Raw genomic sequence first — 22,257 nt, forward strand, 5'->3', positions numbered from 1 at the left:
GGGTTTTCTCCCTCTCCCTTTGGGAGAGGGCCGGGGTGAGGGCGTCAGGCCGCACCCCTCTTAATACATCAACTTCACCTGCTGCGCCTTTGCATGGGCTACGATCTCGTCGTCCGGGCGGCAATCGCTGACGATGGCGTCAAACTGCGCCAGCTCGCCCATTCTTGCCGAACGCACCTTGCCAAACTTGCTGTGATCGACCACCAGCACATGGTACTGCGCGGCGCTTAACGCCCAGTGCTTCACCGGCAGCTCTTCCAGATTAAAGCAGGTTGCACCCTGGCGCACGTTCACGCCTGCGGCAGAATAAAACGCGATGTCCGGGCATAAATTGCTGAGCGTGTCCTGCAGGTTAAGCGGCTTGAAGATGGCGTTGCTGGCGTGAAACTCGCCGCCGCAGAGGATTACCCTGCACTCGGGTTTCTCCTGAAGCGCCAGAAAGGTGTTGAGGGAGTAGCACACGGCGGTAAAGGGAATGCTGCTGTCGATGGCTTCGATAATCCACGGCGTGGTCGTTCCGCAGTCAAAAAACAGCGTCTGGTGCGGCTGTACCAGCGTGGCCGCAAGGCGCGCGGCTTTGCGTTTCTCGTCCACCAGCCGCGTCTTCTGGTCGCTGATCAGATAATGGCTGGCGCTACGCGGCTCAAGCACAATATACCCGCCCAGCAGCACCACGGGAGCGCTTTCGCTGTTCAGATCCCGACGAATGGTCATCTCTGAGACGCCGAGGAGGTTGGCGGCTTCCTTAAGATGCAGCTTATCGCTGCGCTTCAGCGCCTGTAGCAGCTGAGCAATGCGGTCATCGCGACGTGTTTCCATAGTTCCTCGGGATAAAAAAAGTGAACCCCCGCAGGGCGGGGGTTCAAGTGTAACCTGTCAGGTTGGGGTTAGTCACGTATCCAGCCTTTGCGGATCGGGATAGCGAAAATGGCACGATAGAGTGAAGACAGCGTGCGGTAGAGCGCTTCACCGAAGAGGCTCCACAGGATAGCCGCGCTCACGCAGCCAATCAGCCCGACCAGGAAACCGCCCACCATATCGAGCGGCCAGTGAACGCCCAGGTAAACGCGAGACCAGGCGATTGCCAGCGCCGCCACCATCAGGACTGCACCAGACCACAGGCGATGCCAGAACAGGAAAGCCAGTGCAAAGGTGAAGATAACCGTACCGTGATCGCTTGGGAAGGAGTCATCCGGCGCGTGGTGCAGGAAGGTATAGCCGATGCGATCGACAAACGGACGATCGTGCGGGAACGCGTGGCCGAGAATATAGCTGACCAGTACGCTTACTCCGAGTGCCATCGCCACTTTAATCACCAGCTGGCGCTGCGCCTTGACCTGGCTGCGGGGCCCCCACAGCCAGAGAATGGCTGCCAGCGCAGGCACAATACTGATAAGGTCTTTCGCCAGAAAGGTGGCAAAATCGATCATCCACTCTGGCGAGGCCGGGGTGGCGTTGATCAGATAAAACAGCTGATAATTCAGATTCTCTAGCATAGCGTTATCACTCTTTTGCAAACCGGGTGGAAACCAGCCCGTAGACTGCCACCTGGGAAAACCAGACCCACCACCCGGCCCACAGGTTGTGAGAGAAAAAATGTGCCCCGCGCATGACCTGGCCGAAACCCATCGCCAGACCGAGCAGCACGCCGAGGGCAACAAAACTCCAGGCGAGACGCGGACGCTCGCGCCAGAAGGCAAAAAACAGCCCCATCACCATAAAGCCGCTGGAGGAATGACCTCCTGGGAAACAGCGCCCCGGACCGCTGTCTGCCGGAACGGAACTGAACAGAGGGTAAGACACGGCCTTACCGCCATATTCCACCAGATCCCACGGACAGCTATGGTGGCTCATGCTTTTCAGCACGCCGACCACCAGCGCGCCAAGCCCCATCAGCAGCGCAGCGGTGACCAGCCTTGCATTACGTTTATAAGCGCCGTAAAACAGCGCCACGGCGCCTAAGGCGATCGCAATGTACTTCGCCAGACGATGGTTCAGCAGATCCAGCAGGTGGTCTTTCTGCAGCGGGAAAGTCTGTGTCGCCGCGTCATACCAAAAGCCGGTGATCCATCTGTCGAGTGCTTCATTGCGCGATAGCCACGTAAACACCACGGCAAGGACTATCAGCACTAAAAGCTGATAACCATAAAAGCGGGGCGGTAAGCGGTAAAGTCGTTTTGTCTTATTTGTCTGTAAGTTAGACAATTCTGAACGGCTGGAGGTGAGTGCCATAATAGGAGGTCGTTGACGAATAATCGGGCTATCATAAATCTGTCAACTTAAGGAAACCTTAAACGAAGACGATATGTGCTTTATTTCTGTTTATCCTCGATAAATTACTATCTCGGGCTGCGGCATTTCATTACACTCGTCGCGATTTTGTCATCATAAAGAGATTGCATGTTAAACCGTTCTACTTCTGGTTCACGTCTGGGTCGTCAGGCGTTGCTTTTCCCCCTGTGTCTGGTGCTCTACGAATTCTCTACCTATATCGGCAACGATATGATCCAGCCCGGTATGCTGGCCGTTGTGGAGCAGTACAACGCGGGAATTGAGTGGGTGCCGACCTCCATGACCGCCTACCTGGCCGGCGGCATGTTTTTACAGTGGCTGTTAGGCCCGCTGTCGGATCGTATTGGCCGCCGTCCGGTCATGCTGACGGGGGTGGTGTGGTTTATCGTCACCTGTCTTGCCACGCTGCTGGCGCAAAACATTGAGCAATTTACCCTGCTGCGCTTCCTGCAGGGGGTCAGCCTGTGCTTTATTGGCGCCGTGGGGTATGCCGCCATTCAGGAGTCGTTTGAAGAGGCGGTGTGTATCAAAATTACCGCGCTGATGGCGAACGTGGCGCTGATCGCCCCCTTACTCGGGCCGCTGGTGGGGGCCGCATGGGTGCACGTTGCACCGTGGGAAGGGATGTTTGTGCTCTTTGCCGTTCTCGCCGCTATTGCGTTCTTCGGCCTGCACCGTGCGATGCCGGAAACGGCTACCCGTCTGGGCGAAAAACTCTCGCTGAAAGAGCTGGGCCGGGATTACAAAGCAGTGCTGAAAAATGGCCGCTTTGTGGCGGGGGCGCTGGCGACCGGATTCGTTAGCCTGCCGCTGCTGGCGTGGATCGCGCAGTCACCGGTGATAATCATCAGCGGTGAAAAACTCAGCAGTTACGAGTACGGCCTGCTGCAGGTGCCGATCTTTGGCGCGCTGATTATCGGTAACCTGGTACTGGCCCGTCTGACGTCTCGCCGCACCGTGCGTTCCCTGATTATTATGGGCGGCTGGCCGATTGCGGCAGGTCTGATTCTTGCTGCGGTGGCGACCGTCGCGTCATCCCACGCCTACTTGTGGATGACGGCGGGGCTGAGTATTTATGCTTTCGGGATTGGCGTGGCGAACGCCGGCCTGGTGCGCCTGACGCTGTTTGCGAGCGAGATGAGTAAAGGCACGGTGTCCGCGGCGATGGGGATGCTGCAGATGCTGATTTTTACCGTCGGTATCGAAGTGAGCAAGCATGCCTACGCCCTGGGCGGCAACGGTCTGTTCAGCCTGTTTAACCTCGCCAACGGCGTGCTTTGGGTTGGCCTGATGGTGGTGTTCCTGAAAGACAAACGCGTCGGAAACGCCCTGCAACCTTAATTCTTATTCCCTTTCCCTGTGTGAGTGCACGGAACAGTCCCCTCTCCCTGTGGGAGAGGGCTAGGGTGAGGGCACCAGACCGCACGGTATCAATTAAACGGTGCCTCCCCGTTCAGCACCTTCTCAATCACGTTTAAAACGCCTTCATCGTTATTGTGTGGCGCTTCAAAACGCGCCGCCGCTTTAATATGCGGTCTGGCATTCGCCATCGCAAAGCTGAACCCGGACTGGCGCAGCATCTCCACGTCGTTGCCGCTGTCGCCGAAGGCAACCACTTCGCTATCGTCTATGCCCCAGCGCTTTTGCAGGATCCGCAGACCGTTGGCTTTATGCACGCCGGGGATAATCAGGTCAATGCTGCCGTGACCGGTGGTGACGGGCACCATAATGTCGCTCAGCTTTTCATGCAGCAGCGCCTGAATGCGCGGAATTTCATCATCGGAAACGTTGAGCCCGAACTTGAAGAAGATGTCGTTCACGTTGTCGAAATCCTGCACCCTTTCGAGGCGGTGATAATATTTTGACGCGATATCAATGAAGGCATCGTCATAGGCCTTAAGGGTGTAGGCGCTGCCTTTCCCGCAGGCGATAATCTCAATGCCGGGGACATCATTCAACACGGTGGCCACGGTGCTGAAATGCGCTTTTGTCAGCTCGCCGTTGAATACATCTTCCCCGGCATCGACCACCCAGCCGCCGTTTTCAGCGACGAACGCAATTTCATGCGCGATCTCCGGGAAAAAGGAGATCAGCTGGTAATACTGGTTACCGCTGGCGACCGCGAAGCGAATGCCTTGCGCCTTCATGCGCGCATACTGCCCCAGAAAGCGCGGGCGGTTATAGGTCTTGGCATCACTCAGGAATGTGCCATCCATGTCGACGGCGATCAGTTTAACGCTCATATCCCTTCTCCAGTGTCGTTTGATTCGTTTCCGGCTTTGCCACCGCGCGCGCCACCAGCGCCGCGATGATGACCAACCCTAATACCACCAGCATGGCGCTGCGCAGCCCGTAGTGCTCGCCGAGGAAGCCGAGCAGCGGTGGCCCGACCAGGAAGGCAAGATAGCCCGTGGTCGCCACCACGCTGACGCGCGTCGGGGCATCCGGGCCGGTATCGCTGGCGGCTGAAATGGTCAGCGGGAAGCCGAGCGACGCGCCCAGACCCCAGAGGATCACCGAGACCCCGGCAATCCAGTCCACGTCCACAAAGACGATCATCGCAATACCCAGGCCGCCCAGCAGGGCGCTGGCGCGCACCACCGCCACGCGGCTGTAGCGGTCGATAAACCAGCCGCCGGTGAAGCGCCCGACGGTCATCCCCAGCGTAAACCCGGCGTAAATCAGCGAACCGGAGGTCGGGCTAAAGCCGTGACCGTCCACCATCAGCAGCGGCAGCCAGTCGTTGGCGGAACCTTCCGCGAAGGCCATCGCCAGCACCACCACGCCGATGAGCATCAGCTGGAAATCGCGGTAGAAGGGTAGCCCTTTTTCCGTCGAATGCTGTTCTTCAGCGGAATTCTTGCCGGTCCCGTTCGGGATCGCCCGGATGCCGGTCAGGATCGGAATGATGCACACCAGCGCCGCCAGCAGAATATGCAGATTCGCGCTCACGCCGGTGGCCGTCAGCGCCATCCCCACACCCGCACCGGCGAGGGTGCCGAGGCTGTAAAAGCCGTGCATCATCGGCAGCACGGTTTTGTTCATCTCGCGCTCGACCGCCGCCCCTTCAACGTTGATGGCAACCTCAGCCGAACCGAAGCTGCCGCCAAATACCGTCAGCCCCAGGGCAAACAGCACCGGCGAGGCAAACCATAGCGCCACGCTTAATATCACCATCCCGAACACCGCGAAGCACATGGTGGTGCGGATCACCGCCCGCGTACCGAAGCGCTTCACCAGCCAGGCAGAGCAGAGAATGCCGCTCATGGAGCCTATCGACAGGCCGAACAGGACGATGCCCATCTCAGCGGTAGAAACGGACAAAATATCGCGAATGGCGGGGGTGCGCGTGGCCCAGGAGGCCATCAGCAGGCCGGGAATGAAGAAGAACATAAACAGCGCCCACATGCGGAGCTGCAGGGCTTTACGGGGAGAGGTCAGCGTCATTGGGGAGCACCAGAAGTACAACGATAGCGACAACACTAGCAAGTTTGTGTACATTTGTACATAAACCACGTGAGGAATTTATGAGCAGACCACCGAACGATCCGCATCGCCGGGAGAAGATCCTGCAGGCCACGCTCGATACCATTGCCGAGCACGGGATTCACGCCGTCACGCACCGTAAAATCGCCACCTGCGCGGGCGTGCCGCTGGGGTCGATGACCTACTATTTCGACGGTATGGAGCCGCTGCTGGAGGAGGCCTTCACGTGGTTTACCCGACAGATGTCGCAGCAGTACCGGGATTTCTTCGCGGGCGTCACCGGGCCGGAAATGGCGTGCGAATCCATCACCACGCTGATCCACAGCTCGCAGGTGACCACGCCGCACAACATGGCGCTGATGTATCAGCTCTACGCCTTTATGCACCGCAGCGCGGCGCTCAAAACGGTGATGCAGGACTGGATGAAGATGAGCCAGACCACGCTGGAGCAGTGGTTCGACCCGGTCACCACCCGTGCGCTGGACGCGTTTATCGAAGGGATGACGCTGCACTATGTCACCGACCGGGCGCCGTTAACCCGCGAAGAGATCCGGGCGATGGTGGGGAGAATTGCGGGCGAGGGGAACCCTTAGGCATCACTCGCCCTGCCAGTTTTACCTGGGTTCGATTTTGTTCCCGCTGGCGTCCACGACGGCTTCACCATCCTCTTTGGTAAACGCCCCTTTCTGCGCCTCCGGCAGAATGTCGAGCACGACTTCAGACGGGCGGCACAGGCGGGTACCCAGCGGCGTCACCACGATTGGACGGTTAATCAGGATCGGGTATTGCAGCATGAAATCGATAAGCTGGTCGTCGGTGAAGGTATCTTCGGCAAGGCCGAGCTGTTCATATGGCTCCACGTTTTTACGCAGCAGATCCCGTACCGAAATGCCCATGTCGGCAATCAGGGTGGTCAGCTTCTCGCGCGACGGCGGGGTTTCCAGATAGAGGATAATATCCGGCTCCGTGCCGCTGTTGCGGATCATCTCCAGCGTATTGCGCGACGTGCCGCAGGCGGGGTTGTGATAAATGGTGATGTGGCTCATATCAATGGCTCATTACAGTGTGAAGGAGAGACGTAGCGCCAGCGCGGCGAGCGTCACAAACAGGACCGGCAGCGTCATGATGATGCCCGTCCGGAAATAGTAGCCCCAGGTAATCGTCATGTTTTTCTGCGCCAACACGTGGAGCCAGAGCAGGGTGGCGAGGCTACCGATAGGCGTGATTTTGGGCCCCAGATCGCAGCCAATCACGTTGGCGTAAATCATCGCGTCCTTGATCAATCCCGTCGCCGTACTGCCCTCAATGGAGAGCGCGCCAATCAGCACCGTGGGCATATTGTTCATTATGGATGACAGAAACGCGGTGATGAACCCGGTCCCCAGCGTGGTGGCCCACAGTCCGTGTCCGGCCAGGCTATTCAGTACACCTGTGAGAGAGTCCGTCAGCCCGGCATTGCGCAGGCCATACACCACCAGATACATCCCCAGCGAGAAGATAACAATTTGCCACGGTGCGCCGCGCAGCACTTTTCCGGTGTTTATCGCATGCCCGCGTTTTGCAACGGTAAACAAAATCAGCGCGCCGACGGTGGCGATGGCGCTGACCGGAATGCCGAGAGGTTCAAGCACAAAGAAGCCGACGAGCAGAAGCAGCAGCACGATCCAGCCCGTTCTGAACGTCGGGAGATCGTGAATGGCCCGCGCGGGCTCCTGAAGTTTCGCCAGGTCATATTCCGGGGGAATTTCCTTGCGGAAGAAGAGATGCAGCATCACCAGCGTTGCGGCAATCGCGGCGATATCTACCGGGATCATCACCGAGGCGTATTCGCTGAACCCCAGCTTAAAGAAGTCTGCCGACACGATGTTGACCAGATTGGAGACAATCAGCGGCAGGCTGGCGGTATCAGCGATAAAACCTGCCGCCATCACAAACGCCAGTGTGGCCTGCTTGCTGAACCCCAGCGCCAGCAGCATGGCGATAACGATAGGCGTGAGGATCAGCGCCGCACCGTCATTGGCAAACAGCGCCGCCACGGCCGCACCCAGCAGCACAATATAAGTAAACAGCAATCGACCGCGACCGTTTCCCCAGCGTGCAACGTGCAGCGCCGCCCATTCGAAAAAGCCGGACTCATCCAGCAGCAGGCTGATGATGATGACGGCGATAAACGTTGCCGTGGCGTTCCAGACGATATTCCACACCACCGGAATATCATTAATGTGGATCACTCCGCTTGCCAGCGCCAGCACAGCGCCAATGGTCGCGCTCCAGCCGATACTGAGCCCCTTTGGCTGCCAGATGACCAGCACCAGCGTAAACAGAAAAATAGCCCCTGCCAGAAACATCTTTTACTCCGTTATATCTGTTTTTGTGAATGTATTGTTATCAGCACGAGCCTGGAAGCCGGTTTTTAAGCTTCATGCGCGTCTCTTCCCGCAGGCAGTTCCAGCTGTTGTCGATAACGGTTGCCGCCCATGCAGGCATGTTGGGAGAGAGACGGTAATGGACCCATTTGCCCTCGCGACGGTCGATCACCAGCCCGGACTCGCGCAGCAGCGCCATGTGGCGGGAGATCTTCGGCTGAGATTCGGCGGTTGCGGCGCAGAGATCGCAGACGCACAGTTCGCCCGCTTCGCGGAGCAGCATGACGATGGCGAGCCGCGTTTCGTCGGAGAGGGTTTTGAAGAGCTGGAGGGGGTGGAGCATGCGGATTCCTGCTAGCGGATTAACTCATATGTGTTTAATCATATATGTTTTGATGGTAAGAGAGAAGGTGAGATTAGAGGAAGGGGAACTTCAGGCAACAAAAAACCCATCAACCTTGAACCAAAACGGCGGGGTTGATGGGCTCCACAAATTGGGGACATCAAAGAAAAGCAGTGGCACTAGTTATGACTGCCCCCTGCAAAAAAAGTTCTGCGCGTAACAAAAATTTTTTCATTACGCGCAAACTTAGGAGTTATCCGAGTCCCGGCCAGATGATGATAATCAGCGTACCCGCCAGCGTCAGCAGCACGTTAGCGATAGCGTAGGTGCCTGCATACCCCAGCGCCGGGATGTTGCTGCGCGCGGTATCGCTGATGATTTCCATAGCAGGCGCACAGGTACGCGCCCCCATCATCGCCCCGAACAGCAGGGCGCGGTTCATGCGCAGCACGTAGGCGCCGAACAGGAAGCAGATCACCACCGGCACCAGGCTGACGATAAGGCCGGAAACCAGCATCTGCCAGCCGACGGCGCCCAGGCTGTGGCCGATACCGCTGCCCGCGCTTAAGCCGACGCCTGCCATAAACACCATCAGACCGAACTCTTTCACCATGTTCAGCGCGCCCTGCGGAATGTAGCCGAAGGTCGGGTGGTTGGCTCGCAGGAAGCCCAGCATGATCCCGGCGAACAGCAGCCCGGCGGCGTTACCGATGCCGAAGCTAAAGTTGCTGAACTGGAAGGTGATCATCCCGATCATCAGGCCAACGATAAAGAAGGCGCAGAAGGCCAGCAGGTCGGTGACCTGGCTGTGAATGGAGATAAAACCGATGCGGTCGGCAACGGTTTTTACGCGTCGCGCGTCGCCGCTGACCTGCAGAACGTCGCCTTTGTTGAGCACGACGTTATCGTCGATGGGCATCTCAATCTGGCTGCGGATCACCCGGTTGAGGAAGCAGCCGTGGTCGGTCAGCTTCAGCTGCGCCAGGCGGCGGCCCACGGCGTTATGGTTTTTCACCACGATCTCTTCGGTGACGATACGCATGTCGAGCAGGTCGCGGTCGAACACCTCTTTGCCGTTACGGAAGCTCGGGTCGAGACGGGCATGGGCGTCCGGGTAACCCACCAGCGCGATGTCGTCGCCCATCTGCAGCACCGCGTCGCCGTCCGGGTTCGCCAGAATGCCGTTGCGGCGGATACGTTCGATATAGCAGCCCGTCTGGCGGTAAATCCCCAGCTCGCGCAGGTTTTTGCCGTCTGCCCACGCCACCAGCTCCGGCCCGACGCGATAGGCGCGGATAACCGGAAGATAGACTTTACGTTTGGAATCGGTATCCAGGCCGCGCTCGCGCGCGATTTGCTGGGCGCTGGTCTGAAGATCCTGGTGCTGCAGTTTTGGCAGGTAGCGCGCGCCAACGATCAGGCTCACCAGACCAATCAGATAGGTCAGGGCGTAGCCGAGGCTCAGGTGGTCGAGGGCGGTAGAGAGCTGCGCGCCCGCCATGCCGGAATGGCGCAGGGTATCACCGGCACCCACGAGCACGGGGGTGGAGGTCATGGAGCCTGCCAGCATACCGGCCGTAAGCCCGATATCCCAGCCAAACAGTTTACCCAGCCCTAACGCGATCAGCAGCGCGCTGCCGACCATCACCAGCGCCAGCATCAGATAATTTTTGCCGTCGCGGAAGAAAATTGAAAAAAAGTTAGGTCCCGCTTCTACGCCAACGCAAAAAATAAACAGCATAAAACCTAAGTTGAGCGCGTCCGTGTTAATGCTGAAGTGCTGCTGGCCTAATAATAAGGAGACGACTAAAACGCCAATGGAATTACCGAGTTGAACCGAACCCAGGCGCAATTTACCCAGGCAAAGACCCAGCGCCAGTACCACAAATAATAACAGGATGTAATTCCCATTTAACAAGTCTGCGACGTTTATATTCACGGAGGCTAACTTCTTGTTTACCAGTAAGTTGTTGAATGAAAGGACTTTTTGGGCTACTGTTTTCTGGGTCAGGGAAAGGCGTTAACGCTCCCTGTTTCCTGCTTTATTCCCTAAAACATTAGCTGGCGTGTAGTTTAATCGCATTAGCTACTGACAGCTACTGATTATCGCATCACCCTGTGCGTACTTTGGCATGGATTGCCGCACTGCTTTATCTGACTGGGCGTCTACCCGACGAATGTGTATTTGATAGAGATAAGTCAGGAGGATAGTTTGAATATGAAACGAAACTGGGCGGGGGTGATCAGCTGTTTTTTGCTGTTCACGGTCGTGTGCATGTCGCTCGCATTTAATGTGAAGGGCGCGTTCAGGGCGTCCGGGCATCCTGAGCTGGGGCTGCTCTTCTTCACGCTGCCGGGGGCTGCCGCCAGTTTTCTCTCCCGCAAAGGGGAGGTGGTGAAACCGCTTCTCGGTGCCATACTCGCAGCGCCGCTGTGTCTGCTGATGATGCGCCTGCTGTATATTTCAACGCGGAGTTTCTGGCAGGAGCTGGCGTGGCTGCTGAGCGCGGTGTTCTGGTGCGCTCTTGGCGCGCTCTGCTACCTGTTTGTGCGCAGTCTGGTTCAGCACCGACGGCACCACAAATAAAAACGCCCTCACGGTGAGGGCGCCTTTTCATTACTGAGCGGCAAACAGGCCCAGATGTTCTTTGGCGTAGGCTTCAAAGTCGGTGCAACCGCCGATGTGTTTCTGATCGAGGAAGATCTGCGGTACGGTTTCAACCGGCTTACCGACGGTTTTTTCCAGATCGGCTTTGGTGATGCCTTCCGCGTGGATGTCCACATAACGGAAGTTGAAGTCATCGCGCTCTTCGGTCAGTTTCTCAGCCAGCTCTTTCGCGCGAACACAGTAAGGGCACCCTGGACGACCAAAAATTACTGCAAACATTTCTCTCTCCTCAAAAAACAAGCCTGACGGCGAATAACACGTATAGTGCCCGATAACCTGTCGTCATTAAAGAAGGTTTCGCCTGTCGTTATAATATCTATGAGCTATGTTTCGCCAATTACACCGCGCATATCATTGCCTATACTGGCTGCCATACGTATTAAGCACGACAAAGAGAGACAAGATGACGCCAACCATAGACCTGCTCCTTTCCCACCGTTCCATTCGCCACTTCACCGATGAGCCGATTACCGAGGCGCAGCGCGAAGCGATTATTAACAGCGCAAGAGCGACCTCAAGCTCCAGTTTTCTTCAGTGCAGCTCGATTATCCGCATTACCGACCCGGCCATGCGTGAACAGCTTGTCACGCTCACCGGCGGGCAGAAGCATGTGGCCCAGGCGGCAGAGTTTTGGGTGTTCTGCGCCGACTTTAACCGCCACCTGCAGATCTGCCCTGAGGCCGAGCTGGGGCTGGCCGAACAGCTGCTGCTGGGCGTGGTGGATACCGCGCTGATGGCGCAAAACGCCTTTACGGCGGCGGAGTCGCTGGGGTTGGGCGGTGTTTATATTGGCGGGCTGCGTAACAACATTCAAAGCGTGACCGATCTGCTGAAGCTGCCAAAACACGTGCTGCCGCTGTTTGGCCTGTGCCTCGGCTGGCCTGCGGATAACCCGGATCTGAAGCCGCGCATTCCTGCCGCGATGCTGGTGCACGAGAACCACTACCAGCCGGTCGATCAGAACGTCCTGAATCAATATGATGAAGAGCTGGCCAACTACTACATGACGCGCGGCAGCAATAACCGTCGCGACACCTGGACTGATCATATTCGCCGCACCATCATCAAAGAAAACCGCCCGTTTATTCTTGATTACCTCCACAAACAGGGGTGGGCGACGCGATAGTCCATTCCTCCTGCGCCTGCCTGCGTATATGATATGCAGGCTTTTTCCATGTCTTCAGAGAGGTGCAGGGTGAAAATTGCCATATTGTCCCGGGATGGAACGCTCTATTCATGTAAGCGCCTGCGAGAAGCGGCGGCGAAACGCGGGCATCAGGTTGAGATCCTCGACCCGATGTCCTGCTATATGAACATCGACCCGGCCGCCTCGTCGATTCACTACAAAGGCCGCAAGCTGCCGCATTTTGATGCGGTGATCCCCCGCATCGGCTCCCAGATCACCTATTACGGCACCGCCGCGCTGCGCCAGTTCGAGATGCTGGGTAGCTACCCGCTCAACGAGTCCGTCGCCATTTCCCGCGCCCGCGACAAGCTGCGCTCGTTGCAGCTGCTCGCCCGTCAGGGAATCGATCTTCCCGTCACCGGGATTGCCCATTCCCCGGACGACACCAGCGATCTTATCGATATGGTGGGCGGCGCGCCTTTAGTGATCAAGCTGGTGGAAGGTACGCAGGGCATTGGCGTGGTGCTGGCGGAGACCCGTCAGGCGGCGGAGAGCGTGATTGACGCCTTTCGCGGTCTGAATGCGCATATTCTGGTGCAGGAGTACATCGAAGAGGCGAAAGGGCGCGATATTCGCTGCTTTGTGGTAGGTAACGAGGTCGTGGCGGCTATCGAGCGTCAGGCCAAAGAGGGCGATTTCCGCTCTAACCTCCACCGCGGCGGCGTGGCGCGGGTGGCTGATATCAGCGACCGCGAGCGGGAAATTGCCGTCAAAGCGGCGCAAACCCTCGGGCTGGACGTGGCAGGCGTGGACCTTCTGCGGGCGACGCGCGGGCCGCTGGTCATGGAGGTGAATGCCTCGCCGGGGCTGGAGGGCGTGGAAAAAACCACAGGGGTCGATATTGCAGGTAAAATGATCGCATGGATCGAACGTCATGCGACGCCGGGCTACTGTCTTAAAACGGGTGGTTAAATGGATTACCGCGCGCTTTTTGAGTACCCTATGCGAAGTTTTTATTAAAGAGGCTGCACAGCGATGGATTTACAGGTCGTTCCTACACTGGATACGTTACGTCAATGGCTTGATGATGCCGGGATCACGTTCTTTGAATGCGATTCCTGCCAGGCGCTGCATCTGCCTCACATGCAGAATTTCGATGGCATTTTCGATGCCAAAATCGATCTGATTAACGACGTGATCCTATTTTCCGCGCTGGCCGAAGTGAAGCCGTCCGCGCTGCTGGCGCTGGCCTCCGATCTCTCGGCGATCAACGCCAGTTCTTTGACGGTGAAAGCATTTCTCGATATACAGGATGATAATCTGCCGAAACTGGTGGTTTGCCAGTCTTTATTCTCCGGTGCCGGGCTGTCGTTCAAGCAGTTCGCCTGGTTTATGCGCTTGAGTGAAGAGCAAATTTCCATGGTAATGATGGAAGCCAATGCACACCATCTGCTGTATAGCGCGGAAGATGATGCAGAGAATAATGATGCATCTCCCAATTTTCTTCACTAAGCCTGTCTGACTTTTGCGCAGTCGCTGCCAGAGCGGCTGCATAAGGCCATTTTTTCTGCTGCTTTTAACCTTTCTTTAAAGAATATTTCACCTCCTCAAAGGCCGTTTCGGCTTATCACGTAGACTTAACCTGCATAAAAAATTGATAAAAGGCGTTTTTTCGTCTGGGCTATAGCCGGAGACACGGGCTACAGTTATTCTTGCGATGCTTAAAAAAGCGAGCGGAAGCTGCCGGGTAAAGAGGTTTCTTTTTATTTTGAGCAGAGCGACAAACTATGCATGATTTTTGCATATATCCAGATTGCACAGTTTTAGTTCGTTTGTTAACGAGCTTTCAGAAGGAATAACACTATGATCGCCTTGAATAAAAAATGGTTATCGGGTCTGGTTGCGGGTGCTCTGATGGCCGTCTCTGCCGGCACGCTCGCTGCGGAACAAAAAACGCTGCACGTTTACAACTGGTCTGACTATATTGCGCCGGACACGGTGGCAAATTTTGAAAAAGAGACCGGCATTAAGGTGGTTTACGACGTTTTCGATTCCAACGAAGTGCTGGAAGGAAAGCTGATGGCGGGCAGCACCGGGTTTGACCTGGTCGTGCCTTCCGCGAGCTTCCTGGAGCGTCAGCTGACGGCGGGTGTGTTCCAGCCGCTGGATAAAAGCAAATTATCGAACTGGAAAAACCTCGATCCGGAAGTGCTGAAGCTGGTCGCCAAGCATGACCCGGATAACAAATACGCCATGCCTTACCTGTGGGCGACCACCGGTATCGGCTACAACGTGGATAAAGTCAAAGCCGCGCTGGGCCCGGACGTCAAGCTGGACAGCTGGGACGTGGTGCTGAAGCCGGAAAACCTCGAGAAGCTGAAAAGCTGCGGCGTCTCCTTCCTCGATGCGCCGGAAGAGATTTTTGCCACCGTGCTGAACTACCTGGGCAAAGATCCGAACAGCAACAAGGCGGATGACTACACCGGCCCGGCGACCGATCTGCTGCTGAAGCTGCGTCCAAACATCCGTTACTTCCATTCGTCTCAGTACATCAACGACCTGGCGAACGGCGACATCTGCGTGGCGATCGGCTGGGCAGGGGACGTGTGGCAGGCGGCTAACCGCGCGAAAGAGGCGAAAAACGGCGTGAACGTGTCTTATTTCATTCCGAAAGAGGGTGCCCTTGCCTTCTTCGACGTCTTCGCGATGCCGGCTGATGCGAAAAACAAAGACGAAGCGTATCAGTTCCTTAACTACCTGATGCGTCCTGAGGTGATCGCCCACATCAGCGACCACGTGTACTACGCGAACGGTAACAAGGCCTCCGTGCCGCTGGTAAGCGAAGCGATCCGCAGTAACCCGGCAATCTATCCGCCAGCGGACGTGTTCGCCAAGCTGTTTACCCTGAAGGTTCAGGATCCAAAAATTGACCGCGTCCGTACCCGTGCGTGGACTAAGGTGAAAAGCGGTAAATAATTTACCGTGAGTCGTAGGCCGGGCAAGCGCACCGCCCCCGGCAACGGGCGCACCGTTCTGGTGCGCCTGCACCATGATTTGATTTATGCCGGAGAGCACCCCGTGAATGACGCGATCCCCCGCCCGCAGGCGAAAGTCCGTAAAGCGCTGACCCCGCTTCTTGAAATTCGTAACCTCACCAAATCTTTTGATGGCCAGCATGCCGTGGACGACGTCAGCCTGACTATCTATAAAGGCGAAATATTCGCGCTACTGGGCGCCTCGGGCTGCGGTAAATCGACCCTGCTGCGTATGCTGGCCGGTTTTGAACAGCCCACCGCCGGGCAAATTATGCTCGATGGCGTGGATCTCTCCAGCGTGCCGCCGTACCAGCGCCCGATTAACATGATGTTCCAGTCCTACGCGCTGTTTCCGCACATGACGGTGGAGCAAAACATCGCCTTTGGCCTGAAGCAGGACAAGCTGCCGAAAGCCGAAATCACCGCGCGCGTGGCAGAAATGCTAAGCCTCGTTCACATGCAGGAGTTCGCGAAGCGTAAGCCGCACCAGCTTTCCGGCGGCCAGCGTCAGCGCGTGGCCCTGGCGAGAAGCCTGGCGAAACGCCCGAAGCTGCTGCTGCTCGACGAGCCGATGGGTGCCCTGGACAAAAAGCTGCGCGATCGCATGCAGCTGGAAGTGGTGGATATCCTCGAGCGCGTGGGCGTGACCTGCGTGATGGTCACCCATGACCAGGAAGAGGCCATGACCATGGCCGGTCGTATCGCGATCATGAACCGCGGTAAGTTCGTGCAGATTGGCGAGCCGGAAGAGATTTACGAGCATCCGACCACCCGCTACAGTGCGGAGTTCATCGGCTCGGTCAACGTCTTCGAAGGGCTGCTGAAGGATCGTCAGGAGGATGGTCTGGTCATCGAATCGCCGGGGCTGCAGCATCCGCTTAAGGTCGATCCTGACAGCTCGGTAGTGGACAACGTGCCGGTCTACGTGGCGCTGCGCCCGGAGAAGATCATGCTCTGTGACGATCCGCCTGCCGACGGCTACAACTTTGCCGTCGGCGAAGTGGTGCACATTGCCTATCTGGGCGATCTGTCCATCTACCACGTGCGCCTGAAAAGCGGACAGATGCTCAGCGCCCAGCTGCAGAACGAACATCGCTACCGGAAGGGCCAGCCGACCTGGGGCGACGAAGTGCGCCTGTGCTGGGACGCGGACAGCTGCGTTGTGCTGACGGTATAAGGAGCGATCATGAGCACACTTGAACCTCCAGCCCGTGCAGCCAAACCGGGCGGCTTTGCCCACTGGCTGACGCGCCTTAAGATGAACCACGGCCGCAAGCTGGTGATCGCCATGCCGTACGTGTGGCTGATCCTGCTGTTCCTGCTGCCGTTCCTGATCGTGTTCAAGATCAGCCTGGCGGAGATGGCCCGGGCGATCCCGCCGTATACCGATCTGTGGGAGTGGGCCGACGGACAGCTGACGCTGACCTTGAACCTGGGTAACTTCCTGCAGCTCACCGAGGATCCGCTCTATTTCGAAGCGTATCTGCAGTCGCTGCAGGTGGCGGCGATCTCGACGCTCTGCTGTCTGGCGATGGGCTACCCGCTGGCGTGGGCGGTGGCGCACAGCAAGCCATCGACGCGCAATATCCTGCTGCTGCTGGTGATCCTGCCGTCGTGGACCTCGTTCCTGATCCGCGTTTACGCGTGGATGGGGATCCTGAAAAACAACGGCGTGCTGAATAACTTCCTGATGTGGCTCGGGGTTATCGATCAGCCGCTAACGATCCTGCACACTAACCTTGCGGTCTATATCGGCATTGTGTACGCCTATCTGCCGTTTATGGTGCTGCCGATCTATACGGCCCTGACGCGGATTGATTACTCGCTGGTGGAAGCGTCGCTTGACCTCGGCGCGCGTCCGCTGAAGACCTTCTTCAGCGTGATCGTCCCGCTGACCAAGGGCGGAATTATCGCCGGGTCGATGCTGGTCTTTATTCCGGCGGTCGGGGAGTTTGTGATCCCGGAACTGCTCGGTGGGCCGGACAGCATCATGATTGGCCGCGTGCTGTGGCAGGAATTCTTCAATAACCGCGACTGGCCGGTGGCGTCGGCGGTGGCGATTATCATGCTCCTGCTGCTGATCGTCCCGATCATGTGGTTCCACAAGCATCAGCAGAAACAGATGGGAGATCGCGGATGAACAACCTACCGGTAGTACGCTCCCCGTGGCGAATTCTGATCCTCATTATCGGCTTTACCTTCCTGTATGCGCCGATGCTGATGCTGGTGATCTACTCGTTCAACAGCTCTAAGCTGGTGACGGTCTGGGCGGGCTGGTCGACGCGCTGGTACAGCGAGCTGTTCCACGACGACGCGATGATGAGCGCGGTGGGGCTGAGCCTGACCATTGCTGCCCTGGCGGCCACGATGGCCTGCGTTCTGGGCACCATCGCCGCGCTGGTGATGGTGCGCTTCGGGCGTTTTCGCGGGTCGAACGGGTTTGCCTTCATGATCACCGCCCCGCTGGTGATGCCGGACGTGATAACCGGCCTGTCGCTGCTGCTGCTGTTCGTGGCGCTGGCGCACGCCATCGGCTGGCCGGCGGATCGCGGTATGCTCACCATCTGGCTGGCGCACGTGACTTTCTGTACCGCGTATGTCGCGGTGGTGATCTCTTCGCGCCTGCGCGAGCTGGATCGCTCCATCGAAGAGGCGGCGATGGATCTCGGCGCCACGCCGCTGAAGGTCTTCTTCATCATCACGCTGCCGATGATCATGCCGGCGGTGATCTCCGGCTGGCTGCTGGCGTTCACGCTGTCGCTGGACGATCTGGTTATCGCCAGCTTTGTCTCCGGCCCGGGTGCGACGACGCTGCCGATGCTGGTTTTCTCCAGCGTGCGCATGGGAGTCAACCCGGAGATCAACGCCCTGGCCTCTATCATCCTCGGCGTGGTCGGAATTGTCGGATTTATCGCCTGGTATTTGATGGCGCGCGCGGAAAAACAGCGCGTGCGCGATATCCAGCGTGCAAGACGCGGCTGAAGCATTTAAAATTTCCAGTGATGTGCCGCGCATGACGCGGCACTGTTTTTCAGGGAAGTAAAACATTGGGATTATTAAAAAAATCACGTCTTACGCACGCCCGTCCTAACGTTCCTGCGCTGGTGCAGGTGGCGGCGCTCGCCATTATTATGATCCGCTGCCTGGACGTGCTGATGATTCTGAATACCCTGGGCGTGCGCGGCATCGGGGAATTCATTCACCGCAGCGTGCAGACGTGGAACCTGACGCTGGTCTTTTTGAGCAGCCTGGTGCTGGTGTTTATCGAGATCTACTGCGCGTTTTCGCTGGTTAAAGGGCGCAACTGGGCGCGCTGGGTCTATCTGCTCACGCAAATTACCGCCGCCAGCTATCTGTGGGCCGCCTCGCTGGGCTATGGCTACCCGGAGCTGTTCAGCATTGCCGGTGGCTCAAAGCGCGAGATTTTCCATGCGCTGGTCCTGCAGAAGCTGCCGGATATGCTGGTGCTCTGCCTGCTTTATATTCCTGCCTCCAGTCGGCGGTTCTTCCGTCTGCAATAATGTGTATAATCGCAGCCCTCGTTTTCCTTAAGGTTTTCATATGCAGTGCGCACTCTATGACGCCGGACGCTGTCGCTCCTGTCAGTGGATAGAACAGCCGGTCTCTCAACAACTCACCGCCAAAATGGCCGACCTGCAACAGCTGCTGGCAGCACGCGCGGTGGGCGAGTGGTGCGCACCCGTCAGCGGCCCTGAGCAGGGCTTTCGCAACAAAGCCAAAATGGTGGTCAGCGGCAGCGTTGAAAAACCATTGCTGGGGATGTTGCACCGCGACGGCACGCCGGAAGACTTAACCCACTGCCCGCTGTATCCCGCCTCGTTTGAGCCGGTTTTTGCCGCACTGAAGCCGTTTATCGCTCGCGCGGGGTTAACGCCTTATAACGTCGCCCGCAGGCGCGGCGAGCTGAAGTACCTTCTCCTGACCGAAAGCCAGAAAGACGGCGGGATGATGCTGCGCTTCGTGCTGCGTTCGGAAGCCAAGCTGGAGCAGCTGCGCGCGGCGCTGCCTTGGCTGCAGGAACAGCTTCCCCAGTTAAAGGTGATTACCGCAAATATTCAGCCGGTGCATATGGCAATCATGGAAGGGGAGAAAGAGATTTTCTTCACCGACCAGCACGCGCTGGCGGAGAGCTTCAACGGCGTGCCGCTGTGGATCCGCCCGCAAAGCTTCTTCCAGACCAACCCGACCGTGGCAAGCAGCTTGTACGCCACCGCCCGCGACTGGGTGCGCGCGTTAAACATCAAGCATATGTGGGATCTGTTTTGCGGCGTGGGCGGTTTTGGTCTGCACTGCGCCACGCCTGAGATGAAGCTCACCGGAATTGAGATCTCTGCCGAGGCGATTGCCTGCGCGAAACAGTCCGCCGCTGAACTGGGGTTAACCAATCTGCACTTCCAGGCGCTGGACTCCACGCAGTTTGCCATCGGTCAGGGCAACGTGCCGGAGCTGGTGCTGGTCAATCCGCCGCGCCGTGGCATTGGAAATGCGCTGTGCGACTACCTGAGCCAGATGGCGCCCGATTTTATCGTCTACTCCAGCTGCAACGCGCAGACCATGGCGAAAGACATCGCCAGCCTGCCGGGCTACCGCATTGAGCGGGTACAGCTTTTTGATATGTTCCCGCACACCGCGCATTATGAAGTGCTGACGTTGCTCGTGAAATCTTAAACAAAATGTGAACTCTGCCGGCCCACAAAATCAGGTAAGCTTACGTCATAAGAGATGAATAAAGGCTTACCCATGAAGCAGATCCTGCTGGTGGAAGATGACCACGATATCGCGGCGCTTCTGCGACTCAATTTAGAAGACGAAGGCTACGCCATTACCCACGAGCCCGACGGGGGCAACGCCCTGCAGCGCCTTGAAAAACAGCCGTGGGATGCGGTGATCCTCGACCTGATGCTGCCCAACGTTGACGGCCTGGAAATTTGCCGCCGCATCCGTCAGATGACCCGCTACCTGCCGGTGATCATCATCAGCGCCCGCAGCAGCGAAACCGACCGCATCACCGGGCTGGAAACCGGCGCCGATGACTACCTCGCCAAACCCTTTTCGGTGCAGGAGCTGATCGCCCGCATCAAAGCGCTGTTCCGCCGCCAGCAGGCGATGGGGCAGGCGCAGGCTGACGGGCAAATTCAGGCCCACGGCCTGACGATCGATCCGCTGGCGCGCAGCGTGCTGCTTCACGGCCAGGCGGTGGATCTCACCCCGCGCGAATTCGAACTGCTGTACTTCTTCGCCCGCCATCCCGGCGAGGTGTTTTCCCGTCTGGCGCTACTGGAGCAGGTGTGGGGCTATCAGCACGAAGGCTATGAGCACACCGTCAACACCCATATCAACCGCCTGCGCATCAAGATTGAAAAGGACGCCGCCGAGCCGGAGATTATTCGCACCGTCTGGGGCAAGGGCTATAAATTTGCGGAGCCAAACCATCATGCGCCGCTTTAGCCTGAGCCAGCGCCTGACGCTGCTGTTTGTCCTGCTGATGATGCTCTGCGCCACCGTCGCCTGCGCGGTACAGCTCTACAGCAGTATGCAGTACGGCAATGCGATGGTGCAGCGGTTGTCGGGCGGGCTGGCGCAGCAGATCGTCCAGCGGGAACCGATTCTGGACGGGCAGGGCAGGGTCGACCGCAGCGCGCTGAAACCGCTGTTTGACCGGCTGATGACCTTTAATCCGAGCGTTGAGCTGTACGTCGTCTCCCCGGACGGTGATATTCTGGCCGACGCCGCACCGCCGGGCCATATTCAGCGGCAAAAAATCGACCTGGCACCGGTTCAGACCTTCCTGAGCGGTACCGCCATACCGGTACTGGGCGACGATCCGCGCAGTCAAAATAAAAAAGTGTTCAGCGCCACGCCGTTGCGACAGGACGGCGAGCTTAAGGGCTACCTGTACATTATTTTGCAGGGCGAGGAGTCGAACGCGCTGGCGGAAATGGCCTGGCATAAGGCGCTCTGGAGCACGGTACTCTGGTCATTGCTGTGGGTCGCGTTGTTTGGCCTGCTGGCGGGACTGCTGGTCTGGTACTGGGTGACGCGTCCGGTTAAGCGCCTGACGGAGGAGGTCACCGGCCTGGAGCAGGACAGCATTAGCGCAATCAGGTTGCTGGCAGCACAGCCGCCGGACGCCGCGGCCAATGACGAAGTGGCCCTCCTGCGCAACAGTTTTATCGAGCTGGCGCGGAAAATCACCCGCCAGTGGGACCAGCTGGCCGACAGCGATCGCCAGCGCAGGGAGTTTATCGCCAATATTTCGCACGATCTCCGCACGCCGCTCACCTCGCTGCTGGGCTATCTGGAAACCCTGTCGCTCAAATCCGCCACCCTGACGCCGCAGGAGCACCAGCAGTATCTCGCCACCGCGCTGCGTCAGGGACAAAAGGTACGTCATCTTTCGCAGCAGCTGTTCGAGCTGGCGCGCCTTGAGCACGGCGGCATCAAGCCGCAGCGCGAGCGTTTCGCGATGGGAGAGCTGATTTCCGATGTGGCGCAGAAGTTTGAGCTCACCGCCCGCACGCGCGAGGTCAATCTGCATATTGACGTGCCGGGGCCCCTGCCGCTGGTCAATGCCGATGTGTCGATGATCGAGCGCGTGGTGACCAACCTTCTGGATAACGCGATGCGCCATACGCCCACCGGCGGGGAAATTCGTCTGGCGGTCTGGCAGGAGAATGAGCAGCTTCAGGTCGAAGTAGCCGACACCGGAACGGGAGTGGATGCCTCGCTGCGCGACGATCTGTTCCAGCGGCCGTCGGCGCTGAATACCCAGGCAGCGCGGGAGAACCGCGGTGGGTTAGGGCTGTTAATCGTTAAGCGTATGCTGGAGCTGCACGGCGGCGGGATCAGGCTGATGGAGTCGGTGAGCGGGGCGCGGTTCAGGTTCTTTGTACCGCTGTGAGAGAGTGCCGGGTAAGGCG

General features: G+C 58.0%; 24 protein-coding genes. 14 read left to right on the plus strand and 10 right to left on the minus strand.

Annotation, left to right across the window (positions count from 1 at the left end):
• Nucleotides 1-60: 60 nt before the first annotated feature.
• From deoR to V1603_RS10385, 3 genes are all read right to left on the minus strand, one after another.
• Nucleotides 61-819: a DNA-binding transcriptional repressor DeoR gene (deoR, locus tag V1603_RS10375; protein WP_395313877.1), complete on the minus strand. Its 759-nt coding sequence runs from the start codon at nucleotides 817-819 to the stop codon at nucleotides 61-63.
• Between the two features lie 68 nt (nucleotides 820-887).
• A complete protein-coding gene (gene ybjG, locus V1603_RS10380) occupies nucleotides 888-1,496 on the minus strand; it encodes an undecaprenyl-diphosphate phosphatase (RefSeq protein ID WP_166710568.1) in 609 nt (202 codons plus the stop codon).
• Nucleotides 1,497-1,503: 7 nt separating this feature from the next.
• Entirely contained in the window at nucleotides 1,504-2,232 is a 729-nt protein-coding gene (locus V1603_RS10385; protein WP_395313878.1) for a phosphatase PAP2 family protein, read from the minus strand.
• A gap of 168 nt (nucleotides 2,233-2,400) precedes the next feature.
• On the opposite strand from V1603_RS10385, the gene V1603_RS10390 reads away from it, so the two are divergent.
• Nucleotides 2,401-3,633 (plus strand): MFS transporter, encoded by a 1,233-nt coding sequence (locus V1603_RS10390; RefSeq protein WP_163330810.1) that lies wholly within the window; start codon nucleotides 2,401-2,403, stop codon nucleotides 3,631-3,633.
• Between the two features lie 89 nt (nucleotides 3,634-3,722).
• On the opposite strand, the gene V1603_RS10395 is transcribed toward V1603_RS10390, so the two are convergent.
• Both V1603_RS10395 and V1603_RS10400 read right to left on the minus strand, forming a co-directional pair.
• Nucleotides 3,723-4,535: a Cof-type HAD-IIB family hydrolase gene (locus V1603_RS10395; RefSeq protein ID WP_395313879.1), complete on the minus strand. Its 813-nt coding sequence runs from the start codon at nucleotides 4,533-4,535 to the stop codon at nucleotides 3,723-3,725.
• On the minus strand, nucleotides 4,525-5,739 hold the full coding sequence (locus tag V1603_RS10400) for an MFS transporter (protein WP_395313880.1): 1,215 nt from the start codon (nucleotides 5,737-5,739) through the stop codon (nucleotides 4,525-4,527). Before V1603_RS10400 ends, V1603_RS10395 begins: the two co-directional genes overlap by 11 nt.
• An 80-nt stretch (nucleotides 5,740-5,819) precedes the next feature.
• On the opposite strand from V1603_RS10400, the gene V1603_RS10405 reads away from it, so the two are divergent.
• Complete coding sequence (locus V1603_RS10405) at nucleotides 5,820-6,371, plus strand: TetR/AcrR family transcriptional regulator (RefSeq protein WP_047742376.1); 552 nt, start codon at nucleotides 5,820-5,822, stop codon at nucleotides 6,369-6,371.
• Nucleotides 6,372-6,392: 21 nt separating this feature from the next.
• Here V1603_RS10405 and arsC read toward each other — a convergent pair whose 3' ends face one another.
• The 4 genes from arsC to V1603_RS10425 all read right to left on the minus strand — a co-directional run bounded on the left by arsC (nucleotide 6,393) and on the right by V1603_RS10425 (nucleotide 10,426).
• On the minus strand, nucleotides 6,393-6,824 hold the full coding sequence (arsC, locus tag V1603_RS10410) for a glutaredoxin-dependent arsenate reductase (protein ID WP_395313881.1): 432 nt from the start codon (nucleotides 6,822-6,824) through the stop codon (nucleotides 6,393-6,395).
• Between the two features lie 12 nt (nucleotides 6,825-6,836).
• Entirely contained in the window at nucleotides 6,837-8,126 is a 1,290-nt protein-coding gene (locus V1603_RS10415) for an arsenic transporter (protein WP_395313882.1), read from the minus strand.
• A gap of 40 nt (nucleotides 8,127-8,166) precedes the next feature.
• Nucleotides 8,167-8,487, minus strand: coding sequence for a metalloregulator ArsR/SmtB family transcription factor (locus tag V1603_RS10420; protein WP_395313883.1), 321 nt, complete (start codon nucleotides 8,485-8,487; stop codon nucleotides 8,167-8,169).
• A 253-nt stretch (nucleotides 8,488-8,740) separates the two neighbouring features.
• Nucleotides 8,741-10,426: an aspartate:alanine antiporter gene (locus tag V1603_RS10425; RefSeq protein WP_014169303.1), complete on the minus strand. Its 1,686-nt coding sequence runs from the start codon at nucleotides 10,424-10,426 to the stop codon at nucleotides 8,741-8,743.
• A gap of 279 nt (nucleotides 10,427-10,705) precedes the next feature.
• On the opposite strand from V1603_RS10425, the gene V1603_RS10430 reads away from it, so the two are divergent.
• Entirely contained in the window at nucleotides 10,706-11,074 is a 369-nt protein-coding gene (locus V1603_RS10430; protein ID WP_116341062.1) for an inner membrane protein YbjM, read from the plus strand.
• A gap of 30 nt (nucleotides 11,075-11,104) precedes the next feature.
• Here V1603_RS10430 and V1603_RS10435 read toward each other — a convergent pair whose 3' ends face one another.
• Nucleotides 11,105-11,374 (minus strand): GrxA family glutaredoxin, encoded by a 270-nt coding sequence (locus tag V1603_RS10435; protein WP_006809455.1) that lies wholly within the window; start codon nucleotides 11,372-11,374, stop codon nucleotides 11,105-11,107.
• A 184-nt stretch (nucleotides 11,375-11,558) separates the two neighbouring features.
• Between V1603_RS10435 and nfsA the strand changes: the two genes are divergently transcribed.
• The 11 genes from nfsA to V1603_RS10490 all read left to right on the plus strand — a co-directional run bounded on the left by nfsA (nucleotide 11,559) and on the right by V1603_RS10490 (nucleotide 22,238).
• A complete protein-coding gene (gene nfsA / locus V1603_RS10440) occupies nucleotides 11,559-12,281 on the plus strand; it encodes a nitroreductase NfsA (RefSeq protein ID WP_116341060.1) in 723 nt (240 codons plus the stop codon).
• Nucleotides 12,282-12,350: 69 nt separating this feature from the next.
• Nucleotides 12,351-13,253, plus strand: coding sequence for a 30S ribosomal protein S6--L-glutamate ligase (rimK, locus tag V1603_RS10445; RefSeq protein ID WP_029739445.1), 903 nt, complete (start codon nucleotides 12,351-12,353; stop codon nucleotides 13,251-13,253).
• A 63-nt stretch (nucleotides 13,254-13,316) separates the two neighbouring features.
• Nucleotides 13,317-13,793, plus strand: a complete 477-nt coding sequence (locus V1603_RS10450; protein ID WP_003858385.1) for a YbjN domain-containing protein — start codon at nucleotides 13,317-13,319, stop codon at nucleotides 13,791-13,793.
• Between the two features lie 351 nt (nucleotides 13,794-14,144).
• A complete protein-coding gene (gene potF / locus V1603_RS10455; protein WP_041910676.1) occupies nucleotides 14,145-15,257 on the plus strand; it encodes a spermidine/putrescine ABC transporter substrate-binding protein PotF in 1,113 nt (370 codons plus the stop codon).
• A gap of 102 nt (nucleotides 15,258-15,359) precedes the next feature.
• Nucleotides 15,360-16,493 (plus strand): putrescine ABC transporter ATP-binding subunit PotG, encoded by a 1,134-nt coding sequence (gene potG, locus V1603_RS10460; RefSeq protein WP_045630953.1) that lies wholly within the window; start codon nucleotides 15,360-15,362, stop codon nucleotides 16,491-16,493.
• Between the two features lie 9 nt (nucleotides 16,494-16,502).
• Entirely contained in the window at nucleotides 16,503-17,456 is a 954-nt protein-coding gene (potH, locus tag V1603_RS10465) for a putrescine ABC transporter permease PotH (RefSeq protein ID WP_116341058.1), read from the plus strand.
• Nucleotides 17,453-18,298 (plus strand): putrescine ABC transporter permease PotI, encoded by an 846-nt coding sequence (gene potI / locus V1603_RS10470; protein WP_061098748.1) that lies wholly within the window; start codon nucleotides 17,453-17,455, stop codon nucleotides 18,296-18,298. Before potH ends, potI begins: the two co-directional genes overlap by 4 nt.
• A gap of 65 nt (nucleotides 18,299-18,363) precedes the next feature.
• Complete coding sequence (locus V1603_RS10475; protein WP_116341056.1) at nucleotides 18,364-18,837, plus strand: YbjO family protein; 474 nt, start codon at nucleotides 18,364-18,366, stop codon at nucleotides 18,835-18,837.
• 40 nt (nucleotides 18,838-18,877) lie between these two features.
• Nucleotides 18,878-20,005, plus strand: coding sequence for a 23S rRNA (uracil(747)-C(5))-methyltransferase RlmC (rlmC, locus tag V1603_RS10480; protein ID WP_395313884.1), 1,128 nt, complete (start codon nucleotides 18,878-18,880; stop codon nucleotides 20,003-20,005).
• A gap of 72 nt (nucleotides 20,006-20,077) precedes the next feature.
• The gene (locus V1603_RS10485; RefSeq protein ID WP_116341052.1) at nucleotides 20,078-20,785 is read left to right on the plus strand and encodes a response regulator transcription factor; all 708 of its coding nucleotides are present in this window, start codon (nucleotides 20,078-20,080) and stop codon (nucleotides 20,783-20,785) included.
• The gene (locus tag V1603_RS10490; protein WP_116341170.1) at nucleotides 20,769-22,238 is read left to right on the plus strand and encodes an ATP-binding protein; all 1,470 of its coding nucleotides are present in this window, start codon (nucleotides 20,769-20,771) and stop codon (nucleotides 22,236-22,238) included. Before V1603_RS10485 ends, V1603_RS10490 begins: the two co-directional genes overlap by 17 nt.
• Nucleotides 22,239-22,257 lie beyond the last annotated feature (19 nt).

This window comes from Enterobacter sp. ECC-219, from assembly GCF_043966805.1.
GTDB classification, from domain to species: Bacteria; Pseudomonadota; Gammaproteobacteria; order Enterobacterales; family Enterobacteriaceae; genus Enterobacter; species Enterobacter cloacae_N.